Genomic DNA, 23,099 nt, shown 5'->3' with positions numbered 1-23,099 from the left:
CGGCGGCGCCGGCGAGCCGCTTGGCCGACTCGAACGCGGTCCGCCCAGCCTCGGTCAGTACCAGCTCGGTGACGCGTTTGTCCGTCGTGGAGCGGGTTCGGCTCAGGTAGCCGAGGTTTTCCAGGTCCTCGACGGTGCGGACCATGCCGGCCTTGTCGCTGCCGGTCTCCCGGATCAGGTCCCGCTGGGTCGAGACGCCGTCGCGTTCGATGAGCAGCAGCACGCCGAAGTGCCGGCCGGTGATCCCGAGCGGGGCCAGGGCGTCGTTGAGCGCGGCGGCGGCCCGCCGGTGCGCCTGGCGCAGCAGCAGGCCGAGCCGGACGCTCATGCCACTAGGTGAGGTCATCGCCCCACATCCTATGTTAGATTCATTTGAAACCGATTCATTTGAATCTATCCAGGGGGCTCGCCTTGATCACGTCCACGACCACCGCCACCGCGGATCGGACCGGCGCACCGCCGGCATGGCCGCGGTGGGTGTTCCGCGGCACCAGCGTGCTGGCGGCGGTGATGCTGTTCGACCAGGCGGTCTTCGCCGGGCGGTTCCTGGCCGGCGGCTACGACGCGCTGCGCACGCACCGCGAGAACGCGACCTACGCCGGAATCGCTGTGCTGGTCTCGACCGTCGCCGCCGTGCTGGTGCGCGTCCCCGGCCGGGGTCCCTGGTGGCCCACCGTCGCCAACGCCGGCATCTTCGGGCTGGTCGCCCTGCAGATCGTCCTCGGGTTCGCCAGGGCCATCGCCGTGCACGTCCCGCTCGGCACCGCGACGATCCTGCTCGCCGTCCTCGTCGCGACGAAGGCGTGGACGCGGCTGTGAGCACGGTGAGCCGCAGGAACTTCCTCGGTGCGGGACTCGCGGCCGGGGTCGGGCTGGGGGTCGGCATCCCGTTCGCGCTCGGTGCGGGTGGCGCGGCCACCACGGGGAACGTGCTGCGCAGCCGGTTGCCGCTGCCGCCGGCCTTCGCCGTGCCGCTCACGGTTCCCCCGGTGCTGGCGCCGACACGCGTCGACGCCGAGGCGGACCACTACGAGATCACCCAGACCCGGGCGACGGCCTCGCTGTTGCCCGGCAGGCGGACCGAGATCTGGGCCTACAACGGGACCTTCCCCGGTCCGACGATCGTCAGCCGCCGGGGGCGGCCGGCCGTCGTCACCCACACCAACCGCCTGCCGGTGCCCACGGTCGTGCACCTCCACGGCGGCCGCACCCCGCCCGACAGCGACGGCTACCCCACCGACCTGCTGCTTCCCGCGGGAGGTCACCCCGACCACCCGGGCATGCCGGGTGACGCGCGCGTCGGTCGCCGCACCTACACCTACCCGTTCGACCAGCCGGCCGCCACGCTCTGGTACCACGACCACCGCATGGACTTCACCGGGCCGAGCGTGTGGCGGGGGCTGGCGGGCTTCCACATCGTCCGCGACGACGAGGAGGACGCCCTCGGCCTGCCCGCCGGTCCGCGCGAGCTGCCGCTGATGATCACCGACCGCAGCTTCGCCGCCGACGGCGCGCTCCTCTACCCCAGCCTCGACCCCACCCTGCTGATGACACCCGGGGTCACCGAGTCCTACGTCGCGGGCGTGCTCGGCGACGTCATGCTGGTCAACGGGTCGCCGTGGCCCCTCGCGCGGGTGACCGGCGCGACCTACCGGCTGCGGTTCCTCAACGCGTGCAACGCGCGCCGCCTCGACCTCCGGCTGGACCCCCAACCCGGGTCCGGCCTGGTCCAGATCGGCACCGACGCGGGTCTGCTCGCCGCCCCGGTGCGCCACGAGCACTTCGAGCTGGCGCCCGCGCAACGCCTCGACGCGCTCGTGGACTTCTCCCAGTACCGGCCGGGCTCGTCCGTCACCCTCTACAACGACCTCGACGACGGCCGGACGCACGAGATCATGCGGTTCCGGGTCGGCGCGCCGGCCGCCGACCGGTTCACGGTGCCGGACCGGCTCGCCACGGTCGTGCCGCTGACGGAACAGGAGGCAGTGCGCACCCGGACGCTGCACTTCGCCAGGGGCGGGCCCGGCTGGGTCATCAACGGGCAGCCGTTCCGCCCGGACAGCGTCGCGGCCACCCCGCGACTCGGCAGCGTCGAGGTGTGGCGGCTGGTCACCGACTTCCACCACCCGATCCACCTGCACCTCGCGCCGTTCCAGGTGCTGTCCCGCGGCCTGTCCGGACCGGGGCCGTTCGACGCGGGCCGGAAGGACACGATCGACCTGCGACCGGCCGAGGAGGCCGCGATCGCCATCCGCTTCGACGGCTACCCGGGCAAGTACGTCTTCCACTGCCACAACCTCGAACACGAGGACATGGCGATGATGGGCAACTTCGTCGTCCGGTGAGCTCACCTCACATGACCGCCGTGACCAGCTCCCTGCCGAGTTCGGCCAGGACCTTGGGCACGTTGTTCACGCACAGGGCGTCCACGCCGGCGTCCAGGAGCCGTTGGGCGAACGTGACCGTCGGGCACCAGGCCAGGAACTCCCGACCGCTGGTGTGGACGGTTTCCACCACGTACTCCAGGGGGCGGTGCAGTTCCTCCGGCTCCCGCTCGCTCGGGCGCAGCGAACCCCAGTGCGGCGCCAGGACCTGCACGTCCAGGTGCCCGGCCATCGCGACCGCCTGGCCGATCGGGAACTCCACCCACGTCAGCAGCGCGCGCGGCACGGCGGGCGCCAGCTCACGCGCGATGTCCAGCGCACCGGCGTCGAACGAGCTGATCAACACCGGGCGGCGGCGGGCCTCCCGGTGGGCGACGCCGGCCAGCTGGGCCATGGTCGTCTCCGCGCGGCCCCGGACCGCGTCCTCCATCGACGTCTTCACGTCGAAGTCGACGCCGATGCCCGTGGGCAGCGCCGACAGGAGCTCCAGCAGGTCCAGTGCGCCGTCGTCGGTTGCTTGCGAGCCGGTGATGTCGGCGTAGAACACGCCGTCGGCGTTGGCCGGGTCGTGTGCGACCACCAGGCGGTCGTCCGAGGTGCGGCGGACGTCCACCTCCACCCAGTCGATGCCCAGTGCGGCCGCGGCGAGGAACGACTCGAGGGTGTTCTCCACCCGGCCGTCCACCGTGCCTCGACCCATCCCACGATGTCCCAGGAGTACAGGTCCCGGGCCGAAGACTCTGCCGTTCATAGCGCGCCGGCACCCGGCGCGCCATGGACTCAGGCGGCCGAGGTGACGGTCTTACCCACCTCCACGTTGGCACGTTCGAGGTCTCCGGCGAAGTCCACCTCCACGACGAAGTACTCGGAGATGTCCAACGCCAGCACCGGCATGCCGGCCGTCTCGATCGCGGACTCGATGCCGCGTTCGAAGTAGTCGGTGTCGGTGCAGGCCTCCAGGTGCTCGACCAGCGTCGGCCGGTCGGTCGACGCGATGTAGTTGATGCCCACGGCCTCGCCGAGACCGTCGACTACCGATTTTGACAGCTTTTCCACCAGGCCGTCCCGCGAGGCGGTGTACTTCACTTCTTCTTCACCGCAAGCTTCCGTGTTGACACACACGAAGCTGCGGTCCTCGGCCACCAGCTCCGCGACCCGGGTGAGCAGCCGGGGGTCGAACACCACGTCGCCGTTCAGCCACAGCACGCCACCCGGTGGGACCAGTCGCAGCGCCCTGAGCAGGCTCTTCGACGTGTTCGTGTGCTCGTAGCGCTCGTTGTAGACGAACCGGACCTCGGGTGCGTGGGCCATGACCTCCTCGGCGTGGAAACCCACCACGATCGTCACGAGGGGATTGGTCAGACCAACGGACAGGTTGTCCAGCTGCTGGCGCATGATGCTGCGGCCGTCCGCCAGCGGGGTCAGCGGCTTGGGGTGCGGCATGCCGAGCCGGGTGCCCATGCCCGCGGCGAGGATCACGGTGTTCACGGGACTGTTCATGCGGGGACCTCCAGCGCGGCGGCGGCCAGATGGGTGTCTCTGGTGCGCACCGCGTCGTCGATGGCGGCGAGGAAGCGGGTCGTGCTCTCCCCGGGGGCGAGGTCGCCGAAGTACAGCTCGCGCACGCTCGCCCGCGCCGTCCGGTACTCGTCGTGGTCGAGGCGGGCGGCGACGGTGGACGTCAGCGCGCCGATGGTGGCCGAGTCGACGACGTCGGCGCAGCGGCTGACCGGCGCGTCGGTGTGCAGGCGCTCCCGGTCGTCGTACCGGTCGGCGATGAACATCGGCTGGTTCGGGCGCAGGTACAGGAAGTCGAGGCCGACCGAGGACACGTCGGTGATCATCAGGTCGCAGCCGGGGAAGACGGCCAGGATGTCGCCCTGCTCGGCCACGACGTGGCCGGCGCGGGAGACCAGCCGGACGATCTCCCGGTGCGCCGCGGCCATCGACGGCAGCGGGCTCACCACGACGCGCGGATGCGGCTTGTAGACCAGTCGGACCTCGGGGACCGCGAGGACCTTCTCGACGATCGCCGGGCCCAGCACGTCGACGGAGGTGTAGTTGTTGGAGGCGTTCTCGCCCTCCCAGGTGGGCGCGTAGAGGACCGTCCTCCGTGTACTCGGCGGCAGGACGGGCGCGGGCCGCAGGTCGAGCTGCGGGCGGCCGACCGGCACGAGCTTCGCCTCGTCGAACTCCATCAGTGCCACGCGGTGCCGCCGCCGGGCCGCCTCACCGGCGACGAACACCCGGTCGTAGGCCTTGACCTGGTTGGACACCATGCAGACCTTGTCGCTCTCGCCGTGGTTGACGTGCACGTGGAGCACGTGCCGCTGCATGAGCGAGTGGAAGTTGTGCACCGAGTTGTTCACGTACACGGCGACCTTGAAGTCACTGCACTCATACAGCTGCACGAGGTCGGGGAACGCGGGCGCGAGGACCTTCCGCAGGGGTGTGTCCAGCTCGTCGTAGGTCTTCCGGTTCCGCGTGATGATCGTGACCGGGTGCTCGCGGTCGAGCCGCTCCAGCACCGGGAGCCACTGTTTCAGCTGGTAGAGCTTGCGCGGGTCGTCGGCGAAGTAGACGGCGACGGTCCCGGGCACGGGCTCGCCCGGCTCGTAGCCGGCGGGCACCGGCCCGTGGGGAGCGTCGAGGAGACGGCGAACGTCCCGAGGTTTTCTGCGGTTGCCGAACAAGCCCACAGGCATGGCTCCAGTAGGTGCGTAGCGAAAAGGGGGTGGCCGGGATCGGGTACGGCCGTCCACATCATCGCCGGTAGGACACCCTTTGGCCAAGTCGCGGACCGGCCGGCGCAACCCATTGTTTACTAACCGTTGCGTACCGGAGGACGACCAACCGGGCGACCGCCGGGTGCGCGCCGAGCGGGGCGGCGACGACGTGTGCGCCGGACGCCGTGGCACGCCGGTGGAAGAGGCCCGGCGCGAGGAACCAGCTGGCGACGGCGGCGTCCCCGGTGAGCACGTCGGCGAGCGCCGGCTCGCTGGTGGCGACGAACCCGACCGCCGAGGCGCCGAGTGCGCAAGCCGCCGCGCGGACCTCCTCGCGGGCCCGCGGATCGCTCGACCCCGACGCGGCGAGCACGACCGGCTGCCCGGGCCGCCAGCCGGCTTCGACCAGCCGCTGGCGGGCGACCGGCACGAGGTCGGCGCCGAGGTGCGGGGTGAGCAGCGCCGGTACGCCGGCGGCGCGCACCTGCTCGGGGATGTCGATCAGCACGTGGTACCCGGCGGTGAGGAAGGCCGGCACGACGACCGCCGGCCCGTCGACCTCGCGGAGCACGCCGGTCACGTCGGGTTGGTGCACGTCGGCGTAGGCGACGCGGACGTCCGGGACCCACCGGCGCACGAGAGCGGCGAGTGCTTCGGTGGTCTCGGCGCCGGCCGGGTCACGCGTGCCATGGGCGACGAGCACGAGAGCGGGGTCGGTCACGGCTGATCGACCGTCAGGCAGTAGCCGCGCTTCACGACCGTCGTCACCAGGCCGGGCACGCCCAGTGCGGCACGCAGCCGGCCCACGGCCGTCTCCACCGCGTGCGCGTCCACTGTGTCCGCACGTCCCGAGTGCTTCCGCAGCACGCCGGCCAGCATCCGCCGCGACAGGACCGTGCCGGGGTTCTCGGCCAGCGCCCGCAACACCGCCATGGGCGCGGGCGGCACCGGGCGCAGCTCGTCGTCGACCAGCACGGCCTGTCCGCGCAGCTCCAACACGCGGCCCCCGGCACGCACCCGGGTCGCCCTGGTCGGCAGCGCCACCGCCAGCTCCCGCACGAGCGCGCCGATCCGGGCCCGCGCGGGCTGGATCATCGGCACCCCCATCCGCGCGAGCGGCTGCGCCGTGATCGGGCCGACGCACGCCACGAGCACCCGGTACCGCAACGCGTCGAGCACCTCGGCCAGCCGGCGCTGGTCCTCGGCGGTCCGCAGCACCGACGCCGCCGCGGGTGCCGACGTGAACGTCATCGCGTCCAGCTGCCCGGCCACCAGGGCGTCGAGCAGCCGGGTCAGGGGCACCGGGTCCGCCGGGCCCGTCCACCGGTACACCGGCACCTCGACGACCTCGGCCCCGGCCGCGCGCAACGTGTCGACGAAGTCCTGGACCGGCTCACCGTGCAGCTGCACCGCGATCCGCTTGCCGGACACACCGCTCGCCAGCAGGTGCTCCAGCAGTTCGGCACTCGCCTCGGACGCCGGCGACCACTCCTCCACGAGGCCGGCCGCCCGCACCGCGCCCTTCGCCTTCGGGCCGCGGGTCAGCACGGTCGCCTTGGTCAGCGCGGTCAGCAGGCCGTCACCCAGCCCCCAGCCCTCGGCGGCCTCGACCCAGCCGCGGAACCCGATGCCGGTGGTGGCGACCACGACGTCGGCCGGCGCGTCGATCAGCGCCCGCGTCCGCCGCTCCAGCAGCGCGTCGTCGGTCAGGGGGATGATCCGGATCGCCGGCCCGTACTGGACACCCGCGCCCCGGCGCTCCAGCAGCGCGCCCAGCTCGTCCGCCCGGCGCGCCGCGGTCACCCCGACCGTGTAACCGGCCAAGGGGGCCGTCACGGGCTGCCCACCAGGATCCTGCCGTCCTCGACCCGCACCGGGTGGACCGCGACCGTCACGCCGGGGGCGTCGAGGCAGGCGCCGGTGCGGAGGTCGAAGCGCTGCTTGTGCATGGGTGAGGCCACGACCGGCACGCCGCGGACGTCGCCCACGATGCCGCGGGACAGCACGGCGGCCCCGCTGAACGGATCGATGTTGGACAGTGCGTACACCTCGTCGCCGGTCGAGCGGAAGATCGCCACCTGCTCGTGGTTCTCCAGCAGGGCCGCCGCGCCCCGGCCCGGGATGAGGTCGGTGAGCGCGCAGACCGGCGTCCACACCTCGACCGCGGTCATCGGGACACCGCCACGGGCATGCCGAGCGGGACCGGCTGGCCGCGCTCCTCGCGGAAGGTGATGGTCGGGTCGGGGGTGCCCGGCGCGTTCACGAACGACCGGAACCTGGCGAGCTTCGCGGGGTCCTCGAGCACGCCGGCCCACTCGTCCGCATAGGACTCGACGTGCTTGGCCATCGCCGCGTCGAGGTCGGCGCAGATGCCCAGCTTGTCGTCCACGATCACCTCCCGAAGGTGTGCCAGGCCGCCGTCCATGGCCTCGAGCCAGGCCGCCGTGCGCTGGAGGCGGTCGGCGGTGCGCACGTAGAACATCAGGAACCGGTCGACATAGCGGAACAGGGTCTCGGTGTCCACGTCGGACACGAACAGCTCCGCGTGCCGCGGTGTGAACCCGCCGTTGCCGCCGACGTAGAGGTTCCAGCCATGCTCCGTTGCGATGACCCCGAAGTCCTTGCCGCGGGCCTCCGCGCACTCCCGCGCGCAACCCGAGACGGCCGCCTTGATCTTGTGCGGCGCTCGCAGTCCACGATAACGGAGCTCCAGCTCGATCGCGAGTCGCACGGAGTCCTGCACGCCGTAGCGGCACCAGGTGTCACCCACGCAGGACTTCACCGTGCGCAGTGCCTTGCCGTAGGCGTGCCCGGACTCGAACCCGGCGTCCACGAGCCGGCGCCAGATGTCCGGGAGCTGGTCGACGGTCGCGCCGAACAGGTCGATCCGCTGCCCGCCGGTGATCTTCGTGTAGAGGCCGAAGTCCTGCGCGACCTGGGCGATCACCATCAGCTTCTCGGGCGTGATCTCGCCGCCGGGGATGCGTGGCACCACCGAGTACGTGCCGTTGCGCTGCATGTTCGCCAGGAAGTGGTCGTTGGTGTCCTGCAGGGCCGCCTGCTCACCGTCGAGGATGTGGCCGTTGCCCAGCGAGGCCAGCATCGACGCGACCGCCGGCTTGCAGACGTCGCACCCGCCGCCGGTGCCGTACCGGCCGACCAGCTCGCTGAACGTGTGGATGCCGGTGGACCTGATGATCTCGAACAGCTCGGCGCGCTTCTGGCCGAAGTGCTCGCACAGCGCGTTCGACTGTTCGACACCGGCGGTCTCGAGGAGCTGCCTGAGCATCGGCACGCACGAGCCGCACGTCGTGCCCGCCCTGGTGCAGGCCTTCAGCGCCGGCACGTCCGCGCAGCCCTCGGTGATCGCGCCGTTGATCGCGCCCTTGGTGACGTTGTTGCACGAGCAGACCTGTGCCTCGTCCGGCAGGGCACCGACGCCGACGGCCCCCGCGCCACCCGCGGGGGCGATCATGGCGGCCGGGTCGCCGGGCAGGTCCCGGCCGACGAGCGGGCGCAGCAGCGGGTACTGCGTCGCGTCGCCGACCAGGATGCCGCCCAGCAGGGTCTTCGCGTCGTCGGAGACCACGAGCTTCTTGTACGTGCCGGCGACCGCGTCGTTGACCACGACCTCGAGCGCGCCCTCGGTCCGCGCGTGCGCGTCGCCGAAGCTGGCGACGTCCACGCCGAGGAGCTTGAGCTTGGTCGACAGGTCACCGCGCTCGAACGTCGACCGTCCGCCCAGGAGCCGGTCGGCGACCACCTCGGCCATGGCGTTGCCCGGCGCGACGAGCCCGTACACGGTGCCGTCGACGCACGCGCACTCGCCGACCGCGTAGATGTGCTCGTCGCTGGTGACGCAGTCCGGACCCACCGCGACGCCGCCGCGCTCGCCGACCGCGAGCCCGGCCGCGCGGGCCAGCTGGTCGCGGGGGCGGACCCCGGCGGAGAACACCACGAGGTCCACGTCCAGCTCGGTGCCGTTGGCCAGCCTGGCGAGCAGCCGGCCGCGGTCGGTCTCGATGGACTGCGTGCCGGTGCCGGGGTGCACGGTCACGTCCAGCTTCTCGATCAGCCTGCGCAGCAACCCGCCGCCACCGTCGTCGACCTGCAGCGGCATCAGCCGGGGCGCCAGCTCGACCACGTGCGGCGAGAGTCCCATGTCCCGCAACGCCTTCGCGGCCTCCAGGCCGAGCAGCCCGCCGCCGACGACGAGCGCGGCCCGGCGGCCCCGCGTCGACCTCGCCGCGTCCACACGGATCGCGTCGAGGTCGGAGATCGTGCGGTACACGTGGCAGCCGGGCAGGTCGTGGCCGGGCACGGGCGGCACGAACGGGTAGGAGCCGGTGGCGAGCACGAGCGCGTCGTACGCCACGGTCGACCCGCTCGCCGTACCGACCGTGCGCGCGGCCCGGTCGATGGCGGTGACCGGGTCACCCAGGTGGAGGGTGACCAGGTCGTCGTCCTCGTAGGTGGCGCCGGCGAGCTGGAGCGCGAGCGGGTCCCAGGTGTCCACGTAGGAGGTCAGGGCCACCCGGTCGTAGGCCGGCCGGGGCTCCTCGGCGAACACCTCGACGCGCCACTCACCACCCGCGTCCCGGTCCCGGAGGGCCTCGACGAGCCGGTGCCCGACCGGCCCGTTGCCCGCGACGACAAGAGTTCTCGGCATACGGCTACACCCCCGCGTGCGCCAGGCTCGGGACGCGGCTGACCGCGAAGCTCCGGCGCAGGTAGAAGAACCAGGTCAGGACCGCGAAGACGAGGTAGGCGACGAGGAACACCCACAGCGCGGACGTCGACCAGTCCTGGTGGGCCGCCGCGATCGCCTGCTTCTCCGCCAGGCTCGTCGCCGCGGTCACCTGCGCGGTGACGCCGAGGCTCGCCTGGCGGAAGACCAACTGGATGAGGAACCCGCCGAACGCCCCGACGGCGCCCGCGATGCCGATCACCGCGGCGGCCTCCCGCTTGAACCTCAGCGTGGTCTCGGCCTTGTCCAGGCCCTTCGCCGCGGCCTCCGCGCGGCCCAGCTCTCCGAAGATCACGGGGATCATCCGGTACGTGGAACCGTTGCCCGCGCCGGAAAGCAGGAAGATCACCAGGTACGAGCCGAAGAACAGCCCGAAGCTGTGCGCGTTGACGCCGACGATGGCGAGCAGGGTGAACGCGGCCATGCCGGTGAAGCACGCGAGCGTCACCTTCGCGCCGCCGATCCGGTCGGACAACCAGCCGCCGAACGGGCGGGCCACCGAGCCGATCAGCGCGCCCATGAACCCGAGGCCGGCGAGGTAGGTCGCGACGAACGGGTTGGCGGCCAGGAACTCCGGGAAGGTGTTCTTGATGACCAGGGGCAGCGCGAAGGAGTAGCCGATGAACGAGCCGAACGTGCCGATGTAGAGGACCGACATGATCCAGGTCTGCCCGTGCCGCAGGGCGGTCACGTAGGAGCGGGTGTCCGCCTTCGCCTGGGTCAGGCTGTCCATGAAGAACCACGCGCACAGCGCGGCGACCACGACGAACGGGATCCAGATCAGACCGGCGTAGGCCAGGTGCACCTCGTGCCGCGGCAGCTTCGCCGCGGCGGCCGGCACCCCGATCAGCACCACGAGCGGCACGACCAGCTGCACCACGGCCACGCCCAGGTTGCCGCCGGCCGCGTTCAGCCCGAGCGCCAGGCCCTTCTTCCGCTCCGGGTAGAAGAACGAGATGTTGGCCATGGACGAGGAGAAGTTGCCGCCGCCGACACCCGCGGTCGCCGCGCACAGCAGCAGGATCCAGAACCGCGTGTCGTGCGACTGGGTCGCGAGCCAGCCGCTGGGCACGAGGAACGCCAGCAGCAGCGACGGGATCAGCAACAGCGACGCGCTGATCGTCGTCCACACGCGACCGCCGAGCCTCGGCACCGCGAACGTGTACGGGATGCGCAGCGCGGAGCCCACCAGGTTCGGGATGGACGTGAGCCAGAACGCCTCGGACAGGGACATGGGCAGCCCGGCGTTGGCGAGGTTGATCACGACCACCGACCACAGCACCCACAGCGCGAACCCGAGGTGCTCGGCGAAGATCGAGAAGACGAGGTTCTTGCGGGCGACCCGCCTGCCGGTCGACTCCCAGAACCGTTCGTCGTCCGGGTTCCAGTCGTCGATCCAGCGCCCGCGGCGGCGGACGACGGACTTCGGTGCCATGGCGGTGGTTTCGGTGACGGCGGTCATGACGTGCCTTCCTCGGAGCTCGCCAGCCAGTCGGCGATGGCGGACACGGTGTCGCGGCAGCTGCCGCAGCCGGTGGTGGCCTTCGTTGCGGTGGCGAGGCCGGCGACGCCCCGCGCGCCGCCACGCCACGCCTTGACCAGCTGGCTCTTGCTGACGGTGTTGCAGCGGCACACCGTTGTGGCCGCCGGGAGGTCTGCCGGGCTGTGCGCGACGGTGGCGCCCGGTGGGAGCGCACGGCCGAGCAACAGGGCGATGCGGTCCGACGGCGCGGGGATCCCCCGGTCGTACAGCTGGGTGATCGTGGCCGCCGCGTCCGGCACGCCGAGCACGATCGCGCCGGTGACCCGGTCGTCGCGGAGCACGAGCTTCGCGTACCTGCCGCGGGCGGGATCGGTCAGGCACAGGACCTCCGCGTCCGGGCTGTCCACCTCGGTGTGGACCTCGCCGAGAGCGGCGAGGTCGACGTCCTTGGCCTTCAGCCGGGTCACGACCGGCGTGCCCCGGTAGCGGGCGGCCGGGCGCGCGCCGGTCAGCAGGTCCGCGAGCACCGCGGCCTGCTCCCACGCCGGCTGCACGAGCCCGGAGACGGTGCCGGGGTGCTGCGCGCAGTCGCCGATGGCGTGGACGCGGAAGTCGCTGGTGCGCAAGGAGTCGTCGACGACGATGCCGCGGTCGGTGGTCAGTCCGGCGTCGCGGGCGAGCGTGGTCTCCGGGATGACGCCGGCGGAGACCACGACGAGGTCGGCCGGGACGTGGCTGCCGTCGTCGAGCTTGAGCCCGTCGCCCGGCACGTACCTGGCGGCCCTGACACCCAGCCGCACCTCGATGCCGAGCGTCGCGAGCCGCGCGGCGAGCACCTGCCCCGCACCCCGATCGAGCTGGCGTTCCAAGAGGTGGCCGACGGGGTGCACGACGGTGACGAGGTTGCCCCGGCCGGCCAGGCCCCGCGCGGCTTCGAGCCCGAGCAGGCCGCCGCCCACGACGGCGACCGGCGCGCCGGGCCTGGACGCGGCGAGGATCCGCGCGCAGTCGTCGAGCGTGCGGAACGCGACCGCGCCCGGCGCGAGCACACCATCGACGAGCAGTCCCTCGCACGGCGGCACCCACGGCCGGCTGCCGGTGGCCAGGACCAGCGCGTCGTAGTCCACTGTGGAGCCGTCGGTGAGCGTGACTTTCCTTGCCACCCGGTCGATCCCGGCCGCGGTGGTGCTCAGCCGGAGGTCCACGCCGTGCTTCCCGGCCCAGCCGGCGTCGTGCAGGCGCACCATCTCGGGCGTCATGCCGCCACCGACCACACTGGACAGCAGGATCCGGTTGTACGCGTGGTGCGGCTCGGCGCCGAGGACGGTCACCCCGGTGTTCTCGGTGTCCCGTCCGCGGATCTCCTCGGCGAGCCGGGCACCGGCCATGCCGTACCCGACGATGACAATGCTCCTCACGCCGCCTCCAGCCGCACCGCACAGACCTTGAACTCGGGCATCCGGCTGGTCGGGTCCAGCGCCGGGTTGGTCAGCAGGTTCGCCCTGCCGTCACCGGGGAAGTGGAACGGGAGGAACACGAGGTCGACCCGGATCGTCGGCACGCACCGCACCCGCGCGCGCACCGTGCCGCGCCGGGACACGACGTGGGCGAGGTCGCCGTGCCCGAGGCCGGCGCGGGCGGCGGTGTCCGGGTGCACCTCGACGTACGCCTCCGGCACGGCCGCCACCAGCTCGGGCACGAGCCTGGTCTGCGCGCCGGACTGGTAGTGCTGCAACACCCGGCCGGTCGTGGCCTGCAGGGGGAACTCCTCGTCGGGTGGCTCGTCCGGTCCACTGTGGTCGACCGGCGCGAACCGGGCCTTCCCGTCCGGGTGGGCGAAGCGGTCGAGGAACGCGCGGGGCGTGCCGGGGTGGTCCGTCGACGGCACCGGCCAGTGCAGTGCCTCGCCGTCGCGCAGGCGCGCGTAGGTGACGCCGGAGTAGTCGGCGAGCCCGCCGGCCGACGCGCGGCGCAGCTCGTCGAAGACCTCCTCCGCGTCGACCGGGAAGCGCTCCGCCGGCTGGCCGAGGCGGGCCGCGAGACCGTGCAGCACCTCGAGGTCCGTCCGGACGCCGGCCGGTGGCCGGACCGCCGCGCGCCGCAGGAGGAGCCGGCCCTCCAGGTTGGTGAGCGTGCCGTCCTCCTCGGCCCACTGCGCCACCGGCAGTACGACGTCGGCCATCGCGGCGGTCTCGGACATCACCACGTCCGCGACCACCAGCAGGTCCGCGTCGGACAGTGCGCGCGCGACCCGGTTGGCGTGCGGGGCGGAGACCGCGATGTTGCTGCCGAACACCAGCAGGCCGCGCGGGTTCTCGTCGAGCAGCTCGTAGGCCGAGACACCCGGCCGGGGAAGGGAGTCCGGGTCGACGCCCCACACGGCGGCCACGTGCGCACGGGCCGCGGGGTCGTCGAGCCTGCGGTAACCGGGCAGCTGGTCGGCCTTCTGACCGTGCTCGCGACCGCCCTGTCCGTTGCCCTGCCCGGTCAGGCAGCCGAAACCGGACCCGGGGCGGCCGGGCAGTCCCAGCGCCAGCGCCAGGTTGATCCACGCGCCGACCATGTCCGCGCCGCGGGCGTGCTGCTCGGTCCCCCGCGCCGTCAGCACGTAGGCGTTGGTGGCGCCGGCGAGCAGGGCGGCGACCGAACGCTGGTCGGCCGCCGCCACCCCCGTCACCCGCTCGACCCGTTCCGGCCACCAGGTGGCCGCGATCCGCCACACCTCGTCGAACCCGGTGGTGCGCTCGGCGACGTAGTCGTGCCGCAGGTGGCCGTCCGCGACCACCGCGTGCAGGATCCCCAGTGCCAGCGCGAGATCCGTGCCGGGCGCGGGTTGCAGGTGCAGTGCCGCCAGCTCCGCGGTCGCCGACCGGCGCGGGTCGACGACGATCAGCTCGGCGTCCCGCAGGTGCTGGACGAACGGCGGCATCGTCTCGGCCGGGTTGCCGCCGACGAGGAGCACCGCGTCGGCGCCCCGGAGGTCGGAGACCGGAAAGGGCAGCCCCCGGTCCATGCCGAACGCCCTGGTGCCGGCCGCGGCGGCCGACGACATGCAGAAGCGTCCGTTGTAGTCGATCCGCGAGGTCCCCAGCGCGACGCGGGCGAACTTGCCGAGCAGGTAGGACTTCTCGTTGGTCAGCCCGCCGCCGCCGAACACCGCGACCGCGTCGCGACCGTGTGTGGCCTGGATCTCGATGACCCGGTTGGCGACGAGGTCGAGCGCCCGGTCCCAGGTCGCGGGCCGCAGCTCGCCGTCCACGCGGACCAGTGGCTCGGTCAGCCGGCCGGGCGAGTCGAGCAGGGCGGCCGACGTCCAGCCCTTCTGGCACAACCCACCTCGGTTGGTGGGGAACTCCCGTGGCTCGACGGTCTTGCCCGTCAGACGCATTCCGCACTGAAGCGCGCAGTATGGGCAGTGTGTGTCGATGGTGCCGGTGACCGGCGCCGCGATCGTCACGCGCTGTCCTCCTCGAGTCGGCTTCCAGGGACGCTAAGGAGCGCGGGTTACGCGCGGGTGCACGAATGTTTCAGGCGTGCGACATTGCGCGCGCCGGACGCACGTGCAGGAAGTGAGGAGGCCGGCACCCAAGTGACCGGCCCGCGTGCTCTCCGCCGAACAATTCGGGACGAATGTGGTTGGCTCTCGTTGGTCGGACCGGTGTTGGACCAGTCGCAGTCACGGTGTCCGCCGCCTTGTCTACTCCCGCGTATGTTTCGGTGCCGAACCGGACACGGAGGTAACAGGGGACCCGGGGCAGGCGAGTAACACCGGCTCCGCGGCCGTCGATCAGACCGGCGGATGGCACCACCGACACGTGAGTGAGGGGTCCGTCATGACCCGCGGCCTGTGCGCGTACGCGATCACACGCGAGCACACACCCCACCCGGACGTGCGGCTGGTGACGCATGACGGCCTGGCACTGGTCGTGGCGGAGGTGGACCTGGCGCCGTTCGTGGAGCTGGAGGCGCACCGCGCGCGGTGGCACAGGAACCCGAGCCCGGACGATCCCCTGGTCGCGCTGGCGCGGCGGCACGACGAGGTCGTGCGGGCGGTGTTCGCGCACAGTCCCGTGTTACCACTGCGTCTGGCCACGGTCGTGGACGACGAGCCCGCGGCGGTGGGGTTGCTCACCGAACACCACGACCAGGCGCTCGCCTGGCTCGACCGCGTGGCGGGTCACCGCGAGTGGGGCGTGCGGGCACGGCTCCCCCGTCCCGACGAGTCGGCCGAGGTGCCGGCCGAAGACCTGTCCGACACGGAGTACCTGGCGGTGCGCCGCAACCGCCTGGCGGCGGCGGCCCGCATGAGACGGGACGCTTCGGCGGCCGCGGCGGCACTGCACGAGGCACTGTCCCCCCACGCCACGGAAACCGTGCTCCGGACGAGGAGGTCCGGAATCCCCCTGCTGGACGCCGCCTACCTGGTGCGCGCGGAGGCCGAGCCGGACTTCAGGGCCGAGGCGGCGGCCCACCCCGAGCTGGCGGTCGACGTGCTCGGTCCGCGGCCGCCGTACTCGTTCGTCAACCTCGAACCCGACACCGGGGCGGTCGCCCATGCCTGAGGCCGCGCGGTGAGCCTTCTCCTGCACGGGGTCGTGCGCGCGGGCCACGCGTCGGGGCACCGCGTGGTGACGTGGCAGGACCTCGCCGTGGTGGTGAGCACGCGGTGGGACGCGTCGACGCACCTGGCGGTGCTGTCCGAGCTGGTCCGCACCGGCCCGGTGGTGCCGCTGGAGTTCGGCACCACCGCCACCGACGAGGACGCCGTGCGTGCCGAGGTGCTGGCCGCCGACGCGGCCGGCCTGCGTGCCGACCTCGACCGCCTGGACGGCGTGGTCGAGTTCCACGCGTACCTGAGGTTCAACGAGGACGAGGCCCTGCAGGCGGTGTTCGACGAGCGCCGGTCCGGGTGGCAGGGCAACGGCGACCTCTTCACCCGCGTCCGCCTCGGCGAGCAACTGGTCACGTGGCGACGCGCCCGCTCGGACGCGCTCCTGGCCCCGGTCACCGCGGCCGCCCGCGCCGAGGCGCACCTCCCCGACCGCGACCACGCGGAGGAACGCCGCGCCTTCCTCCTCCCCCACAAGGAGATCGACCCCGCCCGAGCGGCGATCGGCGCCCTGGAGGTCCTCGCCGGCGTGGACACCGAGTGCGTCGGCCCGCTGCCGGCGTACCACTTCCTGACCGGCACCGGCTCCTCGCGGTAGTGCTGGCACCAGGGTGCCGTGGACCTTCGTGCGGGTCGGACCACTACCGCTGGTGCTGCTGCCCGCCGGGCGTGGCGCCGAACTGGTCGCACTCGCCGACGCGGCGGGGTTCACCGCGGAGGTGCTCACCGCCGCGGAGTGACGGGCAGTTCCCATTCGGACACTCCACGCATACCATCCTTGCCGTGGCGACGGTCGCGTTCCGGATGCTCGGGCCGCTCGAGGCCGAGGTCGACGGGCGACCGGTGGCACTCGGCGGGCCGAAGCCGCGCCTGCTGCTGGCCACCCTCCTGCTCCGGCCGAACACCGCGGTCAGCACCGACGTGCTGGTCGACGTCCTCTGGCCGGACGCGCCGCCGCGGTCGGCCGCCGCCAACGTGCGGACCTACGTGCACGGTCTGCGCCGCCTGCTCGACGACCGCATCGAGCGCCGGCCCGGCGGGTACCTGCTGCGGGCGTCCCCCGTCGAGATCGACCTGTGCCGGTTCGAGGAGACGCGCGACCCCGACCTGTGGCGCGGCCGCTTCCTGGAGGACCTGCCGACCTGCCACGCCTTCGAGCCGACCCGCGCGCGGCTCGCCGAGCTGTGGCTGTCCGCTCGGGAGCAGCGGTTGCGGGAGGCCGTCGACCGGGGTGAGCACGACGCCGCCGTCGCCGGGTTGCGCGGCCTGCTCAGCGAGCACCCGCTGCGCGAGGAGCTGTGGCAGCTGCTGATCCACGCGCTGACCGCGGCCGGCCGGCGCGCGGACGCCGTGGCCGCCTACACCGAGGCGTCGCGGGTCCTGCGTGCCGAGCTGGACACCGCGCCGGGCCCCGAGCTGCTGGCCGCGCTCACCCCGGTGTGCCAGCTCCCCCGCGACCTCCCCGACTTCACCGGCCGCGACGAGCTCATCAGCGAACTGATCACCCTCATCAGCAACCGTGACACCCCCGCGGTGGTCGTCCTGTCCGGGCCGCCCGGCGTGGGGAAGTCGGCCGTGGCCGTGCGGGTGGCGCACCTGACCAGGCCGGCGTTCCCCGACGGCCAGCTGCACCTCGACCTGGCGGGCACCTCGGCGGCCCCGCGCCGGCCGGTGGACGTGCTGCCGGAGCTGCTGCGTGCGGTGGGCGTCACCGACATCCCGCGCACGCTGGCGGAACGGGCCGCGCTCCTGCGGTCCGCGCTGACCGGGCGGCGCATGTGCCTGGTGCTGGACGACGCCGTGTCTGCGGCGCAGGTCGCGCCGCTGCTGCCGGGGGCCGGTGGCTCCGCGGTGCTGGTCACGAGCCGGGTGATGCTGCCGGACCTGGTCGGCACGCACCCGGTCGAGCTGGACGTGCTGGGCGAACCGGAGGCGGCCCGCCTGCTGGCCGGCATCGTGGGAGCGGCCCGCACCCGGGCGGAACCCGTCAGCGCGGCGGCGATCCTGCGGTTCTGCGGCCGCCTGCCGCTGGCGATCCGGGTGGCGGGCACCCGCCTGGCCCACCGCCGGGGCTGGACACTGCGCACCCTGGCCGACCGCCTGCGCGACGAGCGGCGCCGACTGGACGAGCTGTCGGTCGGCGACCTGGCCGTGCGCGCGAGCGTCGGCCTGAGCTACGCGTCGCTGCCGGCCGACGCGGCGCGTGCGTTCCGGCTGCTGGGCTCGCTGGGGCCGCTGCGGTGGCCGGGTTGGGTGGTGGGCGCGCTGCTGGACCGCCCGCATGCCGACGACGTGCTGGACGTGCTGGTGGACAACCACCTGGTGGAGCCGGTGGGCCCGGACCGGTACCGCCTGCACGACCTGCTGCGGTGCTACGCGGCCGAACTGTCCGAACGGGACGGCGCGGCGGTCGGCCGGGTGCTGGCGGGGTACCTGGCGCGGGCCTCCGTCGCGGCCGCCGGGATGCCGTACTTCGGCGTGCTGCCCGTGGCCGTGCCGCCGGCCGGGGACGCGGTCGAGTGGTTCGAGGCGGAGCGGCACACCGGCGTGGCGATGGTGTCCCTGGCCGAGGCCTGGGGCCGCGACGACCACGCCTGGCGGCTGGCCGCGACCTTCGCGCCGTTCTTCGACCTGCGCGGCCACCAGGACGACTGGCAGCGCACCCACGTCAAGGCCCTGGCCGCCGCCCGGCGGTGCGGCGACCGCCGCGGCGAGGCGATCACCCTGCGCAACCTGGGTCAGGTGGCCCTGTACCGGGACGACTACGCCGAGGCCCGGGCCACCTTCACCGCCGCGCACGAGCTGTTCACCGAGATCGGTGACGACCGGGGTGCCGCGGTGGCGCTGGCCGGTCTGGGCACCGTGCTGCGGATCCTCGGTGCGCACGACCAGGCCCTGGACCGCTGTCACGACGCGCTCACCCTGTTCGCCCGGGTGGGCGACCGGCACGGCGAGGCGGTGGCGAGGCTGGCGGCCGGCTCGGTGTGGCTGGCGCTGGGCTGCCTGGCGCAGGCGGGCCGCTGGTTCACCGACGCGTACGAGCTGTGCGCGGCGATCGGCGACCGCCACCGGCAGGCCCACGCCCTGAAACGCCTGGCCGCCCTGCACCAGCGCCGGGGCGACCTGGCCGCCGCCCGCGACCACCTCGCCAGGGCCCTGGCCATCTTCCGCGAGCTGGACGACGAGCACTGCGTCGGCTACACGAACCAGAGCCTCGGCGAACTGTGCCTGGACACCGGCGAGCTGACGGCGGCCGGCCGCCTGCTGACCACCGCACTGGCCCGCCACCACCGCAACGGCGACCGCCGCTCGGAAGCGGACGTGGCCGAGCTCCTCGCCCGCCTCCACGAACGACGCGGCGACCGGGCGGCGGCCCGCCACCACGCGGACCGGGCCCAGGCGATCCGGCTGTCGCTGCGGCTACCCGCGTGACGCAGAAACCCCCGATCGGGTACTGATGGCCGGCGACCGCGGTCCGTAACATTGTGACCTGCGCATGTAACGGACCAACCACTGGAGGTTGTCATGCGAGGCGGATGCGGATGTGGCTGCGGCAGCGACTGCAGCGGTGGCTGCTGCGGCGGTAACTGCGGCTGCTGAACCCCTGACGGGTCGGCGACGCCGGCGCCGGCCCCCCACAGCCGAACATCATCCCACCCACAGCCAACGCTCAGCTTCCCGTCGCATCCTCGCTGGTAGAGACGCGGCGAGGAGGCCGAGATGGACACCCAACCAGCATGGCGGACCGCCAGCCACCAGGGCACCCGCGCGGTGAACGCGGACGCGGTGGCCGCGGCGAACGGCGTCGTGGCACTGGCCGACGGCGTCGGTGACGACCTGACCGCCGCCCATGCGGCACTCCTCGCGGCGACGGCCGCGGTCGGCGTCCCAGCGGCCGCGGGTCCGTCCGCGGCACTCGATGCGGCCCAGGACGCGGTCACCGCGGGTGACTGCGTCCTGGTCGTCGCTCAGCCGTTCGGGGGCGGCTACCGCATCGGCTGGGTGGGTGACGTCCGGGCGTACGCGTGGGACGGCCGGGAACTGCGCCAGCTCACCAGGGACCACACCCTCGCCCAGTACTTCCAGGACCGCGGCGAGGAGGTCACGCCGAGGATGGCGCACGTGGTCACCACCAGCGTCCACACCGCGTCCACCAGCCGTTACGGCACCACCGAGACCAGCGCGACGGCGCTGGTGCTGACCACCGACGGCGTGCACAAGACCCTGACCGACGAGGCCATGGCGACCGTCCTGCGCCAGGCCCCGAACCCGGCCGAGGCGTTGGTGCGGGCCGCCCACGCCGCGGGCGCCCGAGACAACGCCACGGCGGTGGTCCTGACCGGTGCCCCGAGGTCTGCCACTCCCCTGCCCACCCACCCGCTTCCCGTCGCGGCATGAGGCGACGTGGGCGGGTCCGGCGCGGCTCTGCCAGCATGTAGCCATGGACGACAAGGAGCTCACGAGCCGCATCAGCGCACTCATCGACGAGGAGCACAAGCTGGAGCGCGCCGGGCACGAACCGAACCACGAGCGGCTGCGTGCCATCGAGGTCGAGCTGGACACGTGCTGGGACCTGCTGCGCCAGCGCCGCGCCCGCCGCAGCGCCGGCGAGAACCCGGACGAGGCCCAGGCCCGCCCGGAAGGCGTAGTGGAGGGCTACCAGCAGTAGATCCCGTCCCCCGGGTTCCGCTCCTGCCCGCCTTCGCGACGGCGTGACGTGTCGGTGGCCGTGGCTAGGGTGGCGCCATGGACCTCCAGAACATCAAGGACACCAACCGCAGGGTCATCGAACAGTTCCGCGCGGGCGGCGAGATCGAGGGCATGCACCGGGAACGGCTGCTGCTGCTCACGACCACGGGCGCCCGCACGGGCACACCCCACACGACCCCGATGATGTTCCACCCGAACGGCGACCGGGTGGTCGTCATCGCGTCGAACGCGGGTGCGCGCAAGGCACCGGACTGGTACGCGAACCTGGTGGCGAACCCGACGGTGACGGTGGAAGCAGGCGACGAGTCCTACCAGGCCACGGCAGTGGTCCTCCGCGGCGAGGAACGCGAACGCTTGTGGGCGGAGATCACGAGGGCGTACCCGTTCTTCCTCGACCATGAGGAGAAGGCCCAGCGAGAGATCCCGTTGGTGGCCCTGACGCGCGCATGACACTGATCCGGCCGACCGGCCCGTTCGGCCGGCGGCAGAACCCAAACCGCGCACGAACCGCACCGACGCCTGCCGGGCAGCGTCGTCCGCGACCCGCCGCCGCAACCGTGCCAAGCGAACCCGCTGCTGAGTGACGGCCCAGCCTGGGCCACGGCAGGCTGCGCACTGACGGCAGCCGCCTCGGCGACCGACACCACCGCGGAGCTGGCGACCGCGATGGCTGCCGATCCCACATTCCTCAATCGACACCGCAGCCGGTTCCCGGCCGACGCCGGAGTCAGCGACCCGTAACCGCAACCGAACCGGCAGCGGGCGCGCTACCGAGCTGACACCCGACGGAGGGAACTCAGCCGAGCTGTGAGCCGAAGGCGTTGAGCGACACCGGTTGCCAGTCGCCCCATGTTCGCAGGCGTTGCTCGTAGACCTCCTCGATGGCTGGGAAGACGCGGCCGAGGATGAGCCGGCGCGGTGGGCGTTCGGCGTCGACGAGTTCGAGGATCGCCTGCTTGGTGGCGGCGGGGTCCCCCACCTCGAACTCCGGTGCCGTCGCGGCGCGAACCTCCGAGTACTCCGGCAGTTCGGTGCTGTGGCGCGAGCCGCGCGAGAGCCACTCGGTCGCGTACGGTCCGGGCTCGACGCAGGTGACGTGGATGCCGAAGCCCTCGATCTCCTGCGCCAGCGACTCGGAGATGCCCTCAAGTGCCCACTTCGAGGCGTGGTAGGCGCCGATGCCCGGGTAGGCGCGGACGCCGCCCTCGCTCGTCACCTGGAGGAGGTGTCCGCCACCCTGCCGCCGCAGGACGGGGAGGACGGCCTGTGTCACCCAGACGGCGCCGAAGAAGTTCGTCTCCAGCTGCTGCCGCAGCTCGCGCTCAGTCACCTCCTCGACCATGCCGAAGTGGCCGTAGCCGGCGTTGTTCACGACGACGTCGATGCGGCCGAAGCGCGCCACGGCTCGGTCGACCGCCGCGAAGACGCCCTCCCGGTCGGTCACGTCCAGCTCCAGCGGGAGGACGGCCTCCGGGAAGCGCTCCGCGAGGTCCTTCAGCCTCTCGGTGGTGCGCGCGGTGGCGACCACGCGATCGCCGCGTTCCAGCGCGGCCTCCGCCCAGAGGCGACCAAAACCACTCGATGTACCGGTGATGAACCAGATCTTGCTCATACCTCGAGTCTGCGCGCGATCCGGGCATGCCACCAGCGACTGATCGTCACGGTAGACATTCCAGACCGGCATAATGAACGCCATGAGCCTGAACGTCCACCCGCAGCTGCTGCGTGCGCTCCGGGCGGTGCTCGAGACGGGCTCGCTCACCGCCGCGTCCGAGCGGCTCGGCTTCACGCAGTCCGCGCTCTCCAAGCAGATCGCCGCGCTCGAGGCCGCCACTGGCGCGGAGCTGTTCCGGCGCGGTCCGCGCGGCGTGGAACCGACCGAGGCGGGGAACCGCCTGGCGGCGCGGGCGGCGACGATCCTCGACCAGCTCGACGCCGCGCAGCGCGAGCTGGCGGACCTGTCGGCGCCGCTCGGCGGCCGGGTCGCGCTCGGCGGGTTCCCGACCACGGCGATGCGGCTCGTGCCGGGCGCGATCGCCCGCGTCCGCGCCGAGCACCCGGCCATCGAGATCGGCTTCCTGGAGTCCTCGACGCCCGTGCAGATCCGGCGGCTGCGGGCCGGCCGCCTGGACCTGGCGATCCTGTCGTCCGGGGAGGGCCTGCCCGGCTGGGACCTGACCGGCATCGAGCTCGAGCGGCTGCCGGCCGGCGCGCTCCTGCTCGCGGTCGGCCCACGGCACCGGCTGGCCCGTGCGGAGCGGGTCGCGGTCGCGGACCTCGAGGAGGAGGACTGGATCGCCGGTCGCGGCGCGCGCGGCGAGCCCCAGTTCGGCGCCTGGCCGACGCTGCGGCGGCCGCGGGTGGTCGCCGAGCTGGGCGACTGGTCCGCGCGGCTCGGCTTCGTCGCCGCCGGGCTCGGGGTCACGACCGTCCCGAGCCT

The 23,099-nt window shown here is 72.9% G+C and carries 21 protein-coding genes; 9 read left to right on the top strand and 12 right to left on the bottom strand.

Translation table 11 applies throughout. The features are described 5' to 3' along the window. The coding region (locus ACJ73U_RS45070) for a MarR family winged helix-turn-helix transcriptional regulator (protein ID WP_407783943.1) at positions 1-346 on the bottom strand (346 nt) is incomplete at its 3' end. Positions 347-411: 65 nt separating this feature from the next. Between ACJ73U_RS45070 and ACJ73U_RS45065 the strand changes: the two genes are divergently transcribed. Together ACJ73U_RS45065 and ACJ73U_RS45060 are read left to right on the top strand one after the other, a co-directional pair. Next, positions 412-819 carry a hypothetical protein gene (locus tag ACJ73U_RS45065; RefSeq protein WP_407783942.1) on the top strand — a complete coding sequence of 136 codons (408 nt, stop codon included), beginning with the start codon at positions 412-414 and terminating at the stop codon, positions 817-819. Further along, complete coding sequence (locus ACJ73U_RS45060; RefSeq protein ID WP_407783941.1) at positions 816-2,345, top strand: multicopper oxidase domain-containing protein; 1,530 nt, start codon at positions 816-818, stop codon at positions 2,343-2,345. Before ACJ73U_RS45065 ends, ACJ73U_RS45060 begins: the two co-directional genes overlap by 4 nt. Before the next feature lie 7 nt (positions 2,346-2,352). Here the strand turns inward: ACJ73U_RS45060 and ACJ73U_RS45055 are convergent, their stop codons facing one another. The 10 genes from ACJ73U_RS45055 to ACJ73U_RS45010 all read right to left on the bottom strand — a co-directional run bounded on the left by ACJ73U_RS45055 (position 2,353) and on the right by ACJ73U_RS45010 (position 14,797). Beyond that, positions 2,353-3,084, bottom strand: coding sequence for a glycerophosphodiester phosphodiesterase (locus tag ACJ73U_RS45055; RefSeq protein WP_407783940.1), 732 nt, complete (start codon positions 3,082-3,084; stop codon positions 2,353-2,355). Positions 3,085-3,164: 80 nt separating this feature from the next. Beyond that, positions 3,165-3,884 (bottom strand): NTP transferase domain-containing protein, encoded by a 720-nt coding sequence (locus ACJ73U_RS45050; protein ID WP_407783939.1) that lies wholly within the window; start codon positions 3,882-3,884, stop codon positions 3,165-3,167. Continuing rightward, positions 3,881-5,089, bottom strand: coding sequence for a CDP-glycerol glycerophosphotransferase family protein (locus ACJ73U_RS45045; protein WP_407783938.1), 1,209 nt, complete (start codon positions 5,087-5,089; stop codon positions 3,881-3,883). The genes ACJ73U_RS45050 and ACJ73U_RS45045 overlap by 4 nt, the downstream gene beginning before the upstream one ends. Before the next feature lie 58 nt (positions 5,090-5,147). Continuing rightward, a complete protein-coding gene (locus ACJ73U_RS45040) occupies positions 5,148-5,831 on the bottom strand; it encodes a sirohydrochlorin chelatase (RefSeq protein WP_407783937.1) in 684 nt (227 codons plus the stop codon). Continuing rightward, positions 5,828-6,946, bottom strand: a complete 1,119-nt coding sequence (locus tag ACJ73U_RS45035) for a uroporphyrinogen-III synthase (protein WP_407783936.1) — start codon at positions 6,944-6,946, stop codon at positions 5,828-5,830. Before ACJ73U_RS45035 ends, ACJ73U_RS45040 begins: the two co-directional genes overlap by 4 nt. Further along, positions 6,943-7,281, bottom strand: a complete 339-nt coding sequence (gene nirD / locus ACJ73U_RS45030; RefSeq protein ID WP_407783935.1) for a nitrite reductase small subunit NirD — start codon at positions 7,279-7,281, stop codon at positions 6,943-6,945. Before nirD ends, ACJ73U_RS45035 begins: the two co-directional genes overlap by 4 nt. Then, a complete protein-coding gene (nirB, locus tag ACJ73U_RS45025) occupies positions 7,278-9,779 on the bottom strand; it encodes a nitrite reductase large subunit NirB (RefSeq protein WP_407783934.1) in 2,502 nt (833 codons plus the stop codon). The genes nirD and nirB overlap by 4 nt, the downstream gene beginning before the upstream one ends. Positions 9,780-9,783: 4 nt before the next feature. Next, positions 9,784-11,319 carry an MFS transporter gene (locus ACJ73U_RS45020; RefSeq protein WP_407783933.1) on the bottom strand — a complete coding sequence of 512 codons (1,536 nt, stop codon included), beginning with the start codon at positions 11,317-11,319 and terminating at the stop codon, positions 9,784-9,786. After that, complete coding sequence (locus ACJ73U_RS45015; RefSeq protein WP_407783932.1) at positions 11,316-12,758, bottom strand: FAD-dependent oxidoreductase; 1,443 nt, start codon at positions 12,756-12,758, stop codon at positions 11,316-11,318. Before ACJ73U_RS45015 ends, ACJ73U_RS45020 begins: the two co-directional genes overlap by 4 nt. After that, positions 12,755-14,797: a molybdopterin oxidoreductase family protein gene (locus tag ACJ73U_RS45010; protein ID WP_407783931.1), complete on the bottom strand. Its 2,043-nt coding sequence runs from the start codon at positions 14,795-14,797 to the stop codon at positions 12,755-12,757. Before ACJ73U_RS45010 ends, ACJ73U_RS45015 begins: the two co-directional genes overlap by 4 nt. A gap of 358 nt (positions 14,798-15,155) precedes the next feature. Here ACJ73U_RS45010 and ACJ73U_RS45005 point away from each other — a divergent pair, with 358 nt between their 5' ends. The 6 genes from ACJ73U_RS45005 (at position 15,156) to ACJ73U_RS44980 (ending at position 21,109) form a co-directional block, all read left to right on the top strand. Continuing rightward, on the top strand, positions 15,156-15,902 hold the full coding sequence (locus ACJ73U_RS45005) for a GvpL/GvpF family gas vesicle protein (RefSeq protein WP_407783930.1): 747 nt from the start codon (positions 15,156-15,158) through the stop codon (positions 15,900-15,902). A gap of 9 nt (positions 15,903-15,911) precedes the next feature. Then, the gene (locus ACJ73U_RS45000) at positions 15,912-16,547 is read left to right on the top strand and encodes a GvpL/GvpF family gas vesicle protein (protein ID WP_407783929.1); all 636 of its coding nucleotides are present in this window, start codon (positions 15,912-15,914) and stop codon (positions 16,545-16,547) included. Between the two features lie 206 nt (positions 16,548-16,753). Then, complete coding sequence (locus ACJ73U_RS44995) at positions 16,754-19,381, top strand: BTAD domain-containing putative transcriptional regulator (RefSeq protein ID WP_407783944.1); 2,628 nt, start codon at positions 16,754-16,756, stop codon at positions 19,379-19,381. A 288-nt stretch (positions 19,382-19,669) separates the two neighbouring features. Continuing rightward, positions 19,670-20,347, top strand: a complete 678-nt coding sequence (locus ACJ73U_RS44990; RefSeq protein ID WP_407783928.1) for a PP2C family protein-serine/threonine phosphatase — start codon at positions 19,670-19,672, stop codon at positions 20,345-20,347. A gap of 43 nt (positions 20,348-20,390) precedes the next feature. Continuing rightward, entirely contained in the window at positions 20,391-20,618 is a 228-nt protein-coding gene (locus tag ACJ73U_RS44985) for a DUF2630 family protein (protein WP_407783927.1), read from the top strand. 77 nt (positions 20,619-20,695) lie between these two features. Continuing rightward, a complete protein-coding gene (locus tag ACJ73U_RS44980; RefSeq protein WP_407783926.1) occupies positions 20,696-21,109 on the top strand; it encodes a nitroreductase family deazaflavin-dependent oxidoreductase in 414 nt (137 codons plus the stop codon). 346 nt (positions 21,110-21,455) lie between these two features. Here the strand turns inward: ACJ73U_RS44980 and ACJ73U_RS44975 are convergent, their stop codons facing one another. Then, on the bottom strand, positions 21,456-22,271 hold the full coding sequence (locus tag ACJ73U_RS44975; protein ID WP_407783925.1) for an SDR family NAD(P)-dependent oxidoreductase: 816 nt from the start codon (positions 22,269-22,271) through the stop codon (positions 21,456-21,458). Between the two features lie 82 nt (positions 22,272-22,353). Here ACJ73U_RS44975 and ACJ73U_RS44970 point away from each other — a divergent pair. Next, the coding region (locus tag ACJ73U_RS44970) for a LysR family transcriptional regulator (RefSeq protein ID WP_407783924.1) at positions 22,354-23,099 on the top strand (746 nt) is incomplete at its 3' end.

Source organism: Actinophytocola sp. (genome assembly GCF_045807065.1).
GTDB lineage: Bacteria > Actinomycetota > Actinomycetes > Mycobacteriales > Pseudonocardiaceae > Actinophytocola.
This window is presented reverse-complemented; position numbering and strand designations above follow the sequence as displayed.

What these genes read in the sequence shown, in the direction of transcription:
- nirB (WP_407783934.1), bottom strand. Translation starts at nt 9,779, where the DNA reads ATGCCGAGAACTCTTGTCGTCGCGGGCAACGGGCCGGTCGGGCACCGG.
- ACJ73U_RS44980 (WP_407783926.1), top strand. Translation starts at nt 20,696, where the DNA reads ATGGACCTCCAGAACATCAAGGACACCAACCGCAGGGTCATCGAACAG.
- ACJ73U_RS45020 (WP_407783933.1), bottom strand. Translation starts at nt 11,319, where the DNA reads ATGACCGCCGTCACCGAAACCACCGCCATGGCACCGAAGTCCGTCGTC.
- ACJ73U_RS45050 (WP_407783939.1), bottom strand. Translation starts at nt 3,884, where the DNA reads ATGAACAGTCCCGTGAACACCGTGATCCTCGCCGCGGGCATGGGCACC.
- ACJ73U_RS45045 (WP_407783938.1), bottom strand. Translation starts at nt 5,089, where the DNA reads ATGCCTGTGGGCTTGTTCGGCAACCGCAGAAAACCTCGGGACGTTCGC.
- ACJ73U_RS45055 (WP_407783940.1), bottom strand. Translation starts at nt 3,084, where the DNA reads ATGGGTCGAGGCACGGTGGACGGCCGGGTGGAGAACACCCTCGAGTCG.
- ACJ73U_RS44975 (WP_407783925.1), bottom strand. Translation starts at nt 22,271, where the DNA reads ATGAGCAAGATCTGGTTCATCACCGGTACATCGAGTGGTTTTGGTCGC.
- ACJ73U_RS44995 (WP_407783944.1), top strand. Translation starts at nt 16,754, where the DNA reads ATGCTCGGGCCGCTCGAGGCCGAGGTCGACGGGCGACCGGTGGCACTC.
- ACJ73U_RS44985 (WP_407783927.1), top strand. Translation starts at nt 20,391, where the DNA reads ATGGACGACAAGGAGCTCACGAGCCGCATCAGCGCACTCATCGACGAG.
- nirD (WP_407783935.1), bottom strand. Translation starts at nt 7,281, where the DNA reads ATGACCGCGGTCGAGGTGTGGACGCCGGTCTGCGCGCTCACCGACCTC.
- ACJ73U_RS44990 (WP_407783928.1), top strand. Translation starts at nt 19,670, where the DNA reads ATGGACACCCAACCAGCATGGCGGACCGCCAGCCACCAGGGCACCCGC.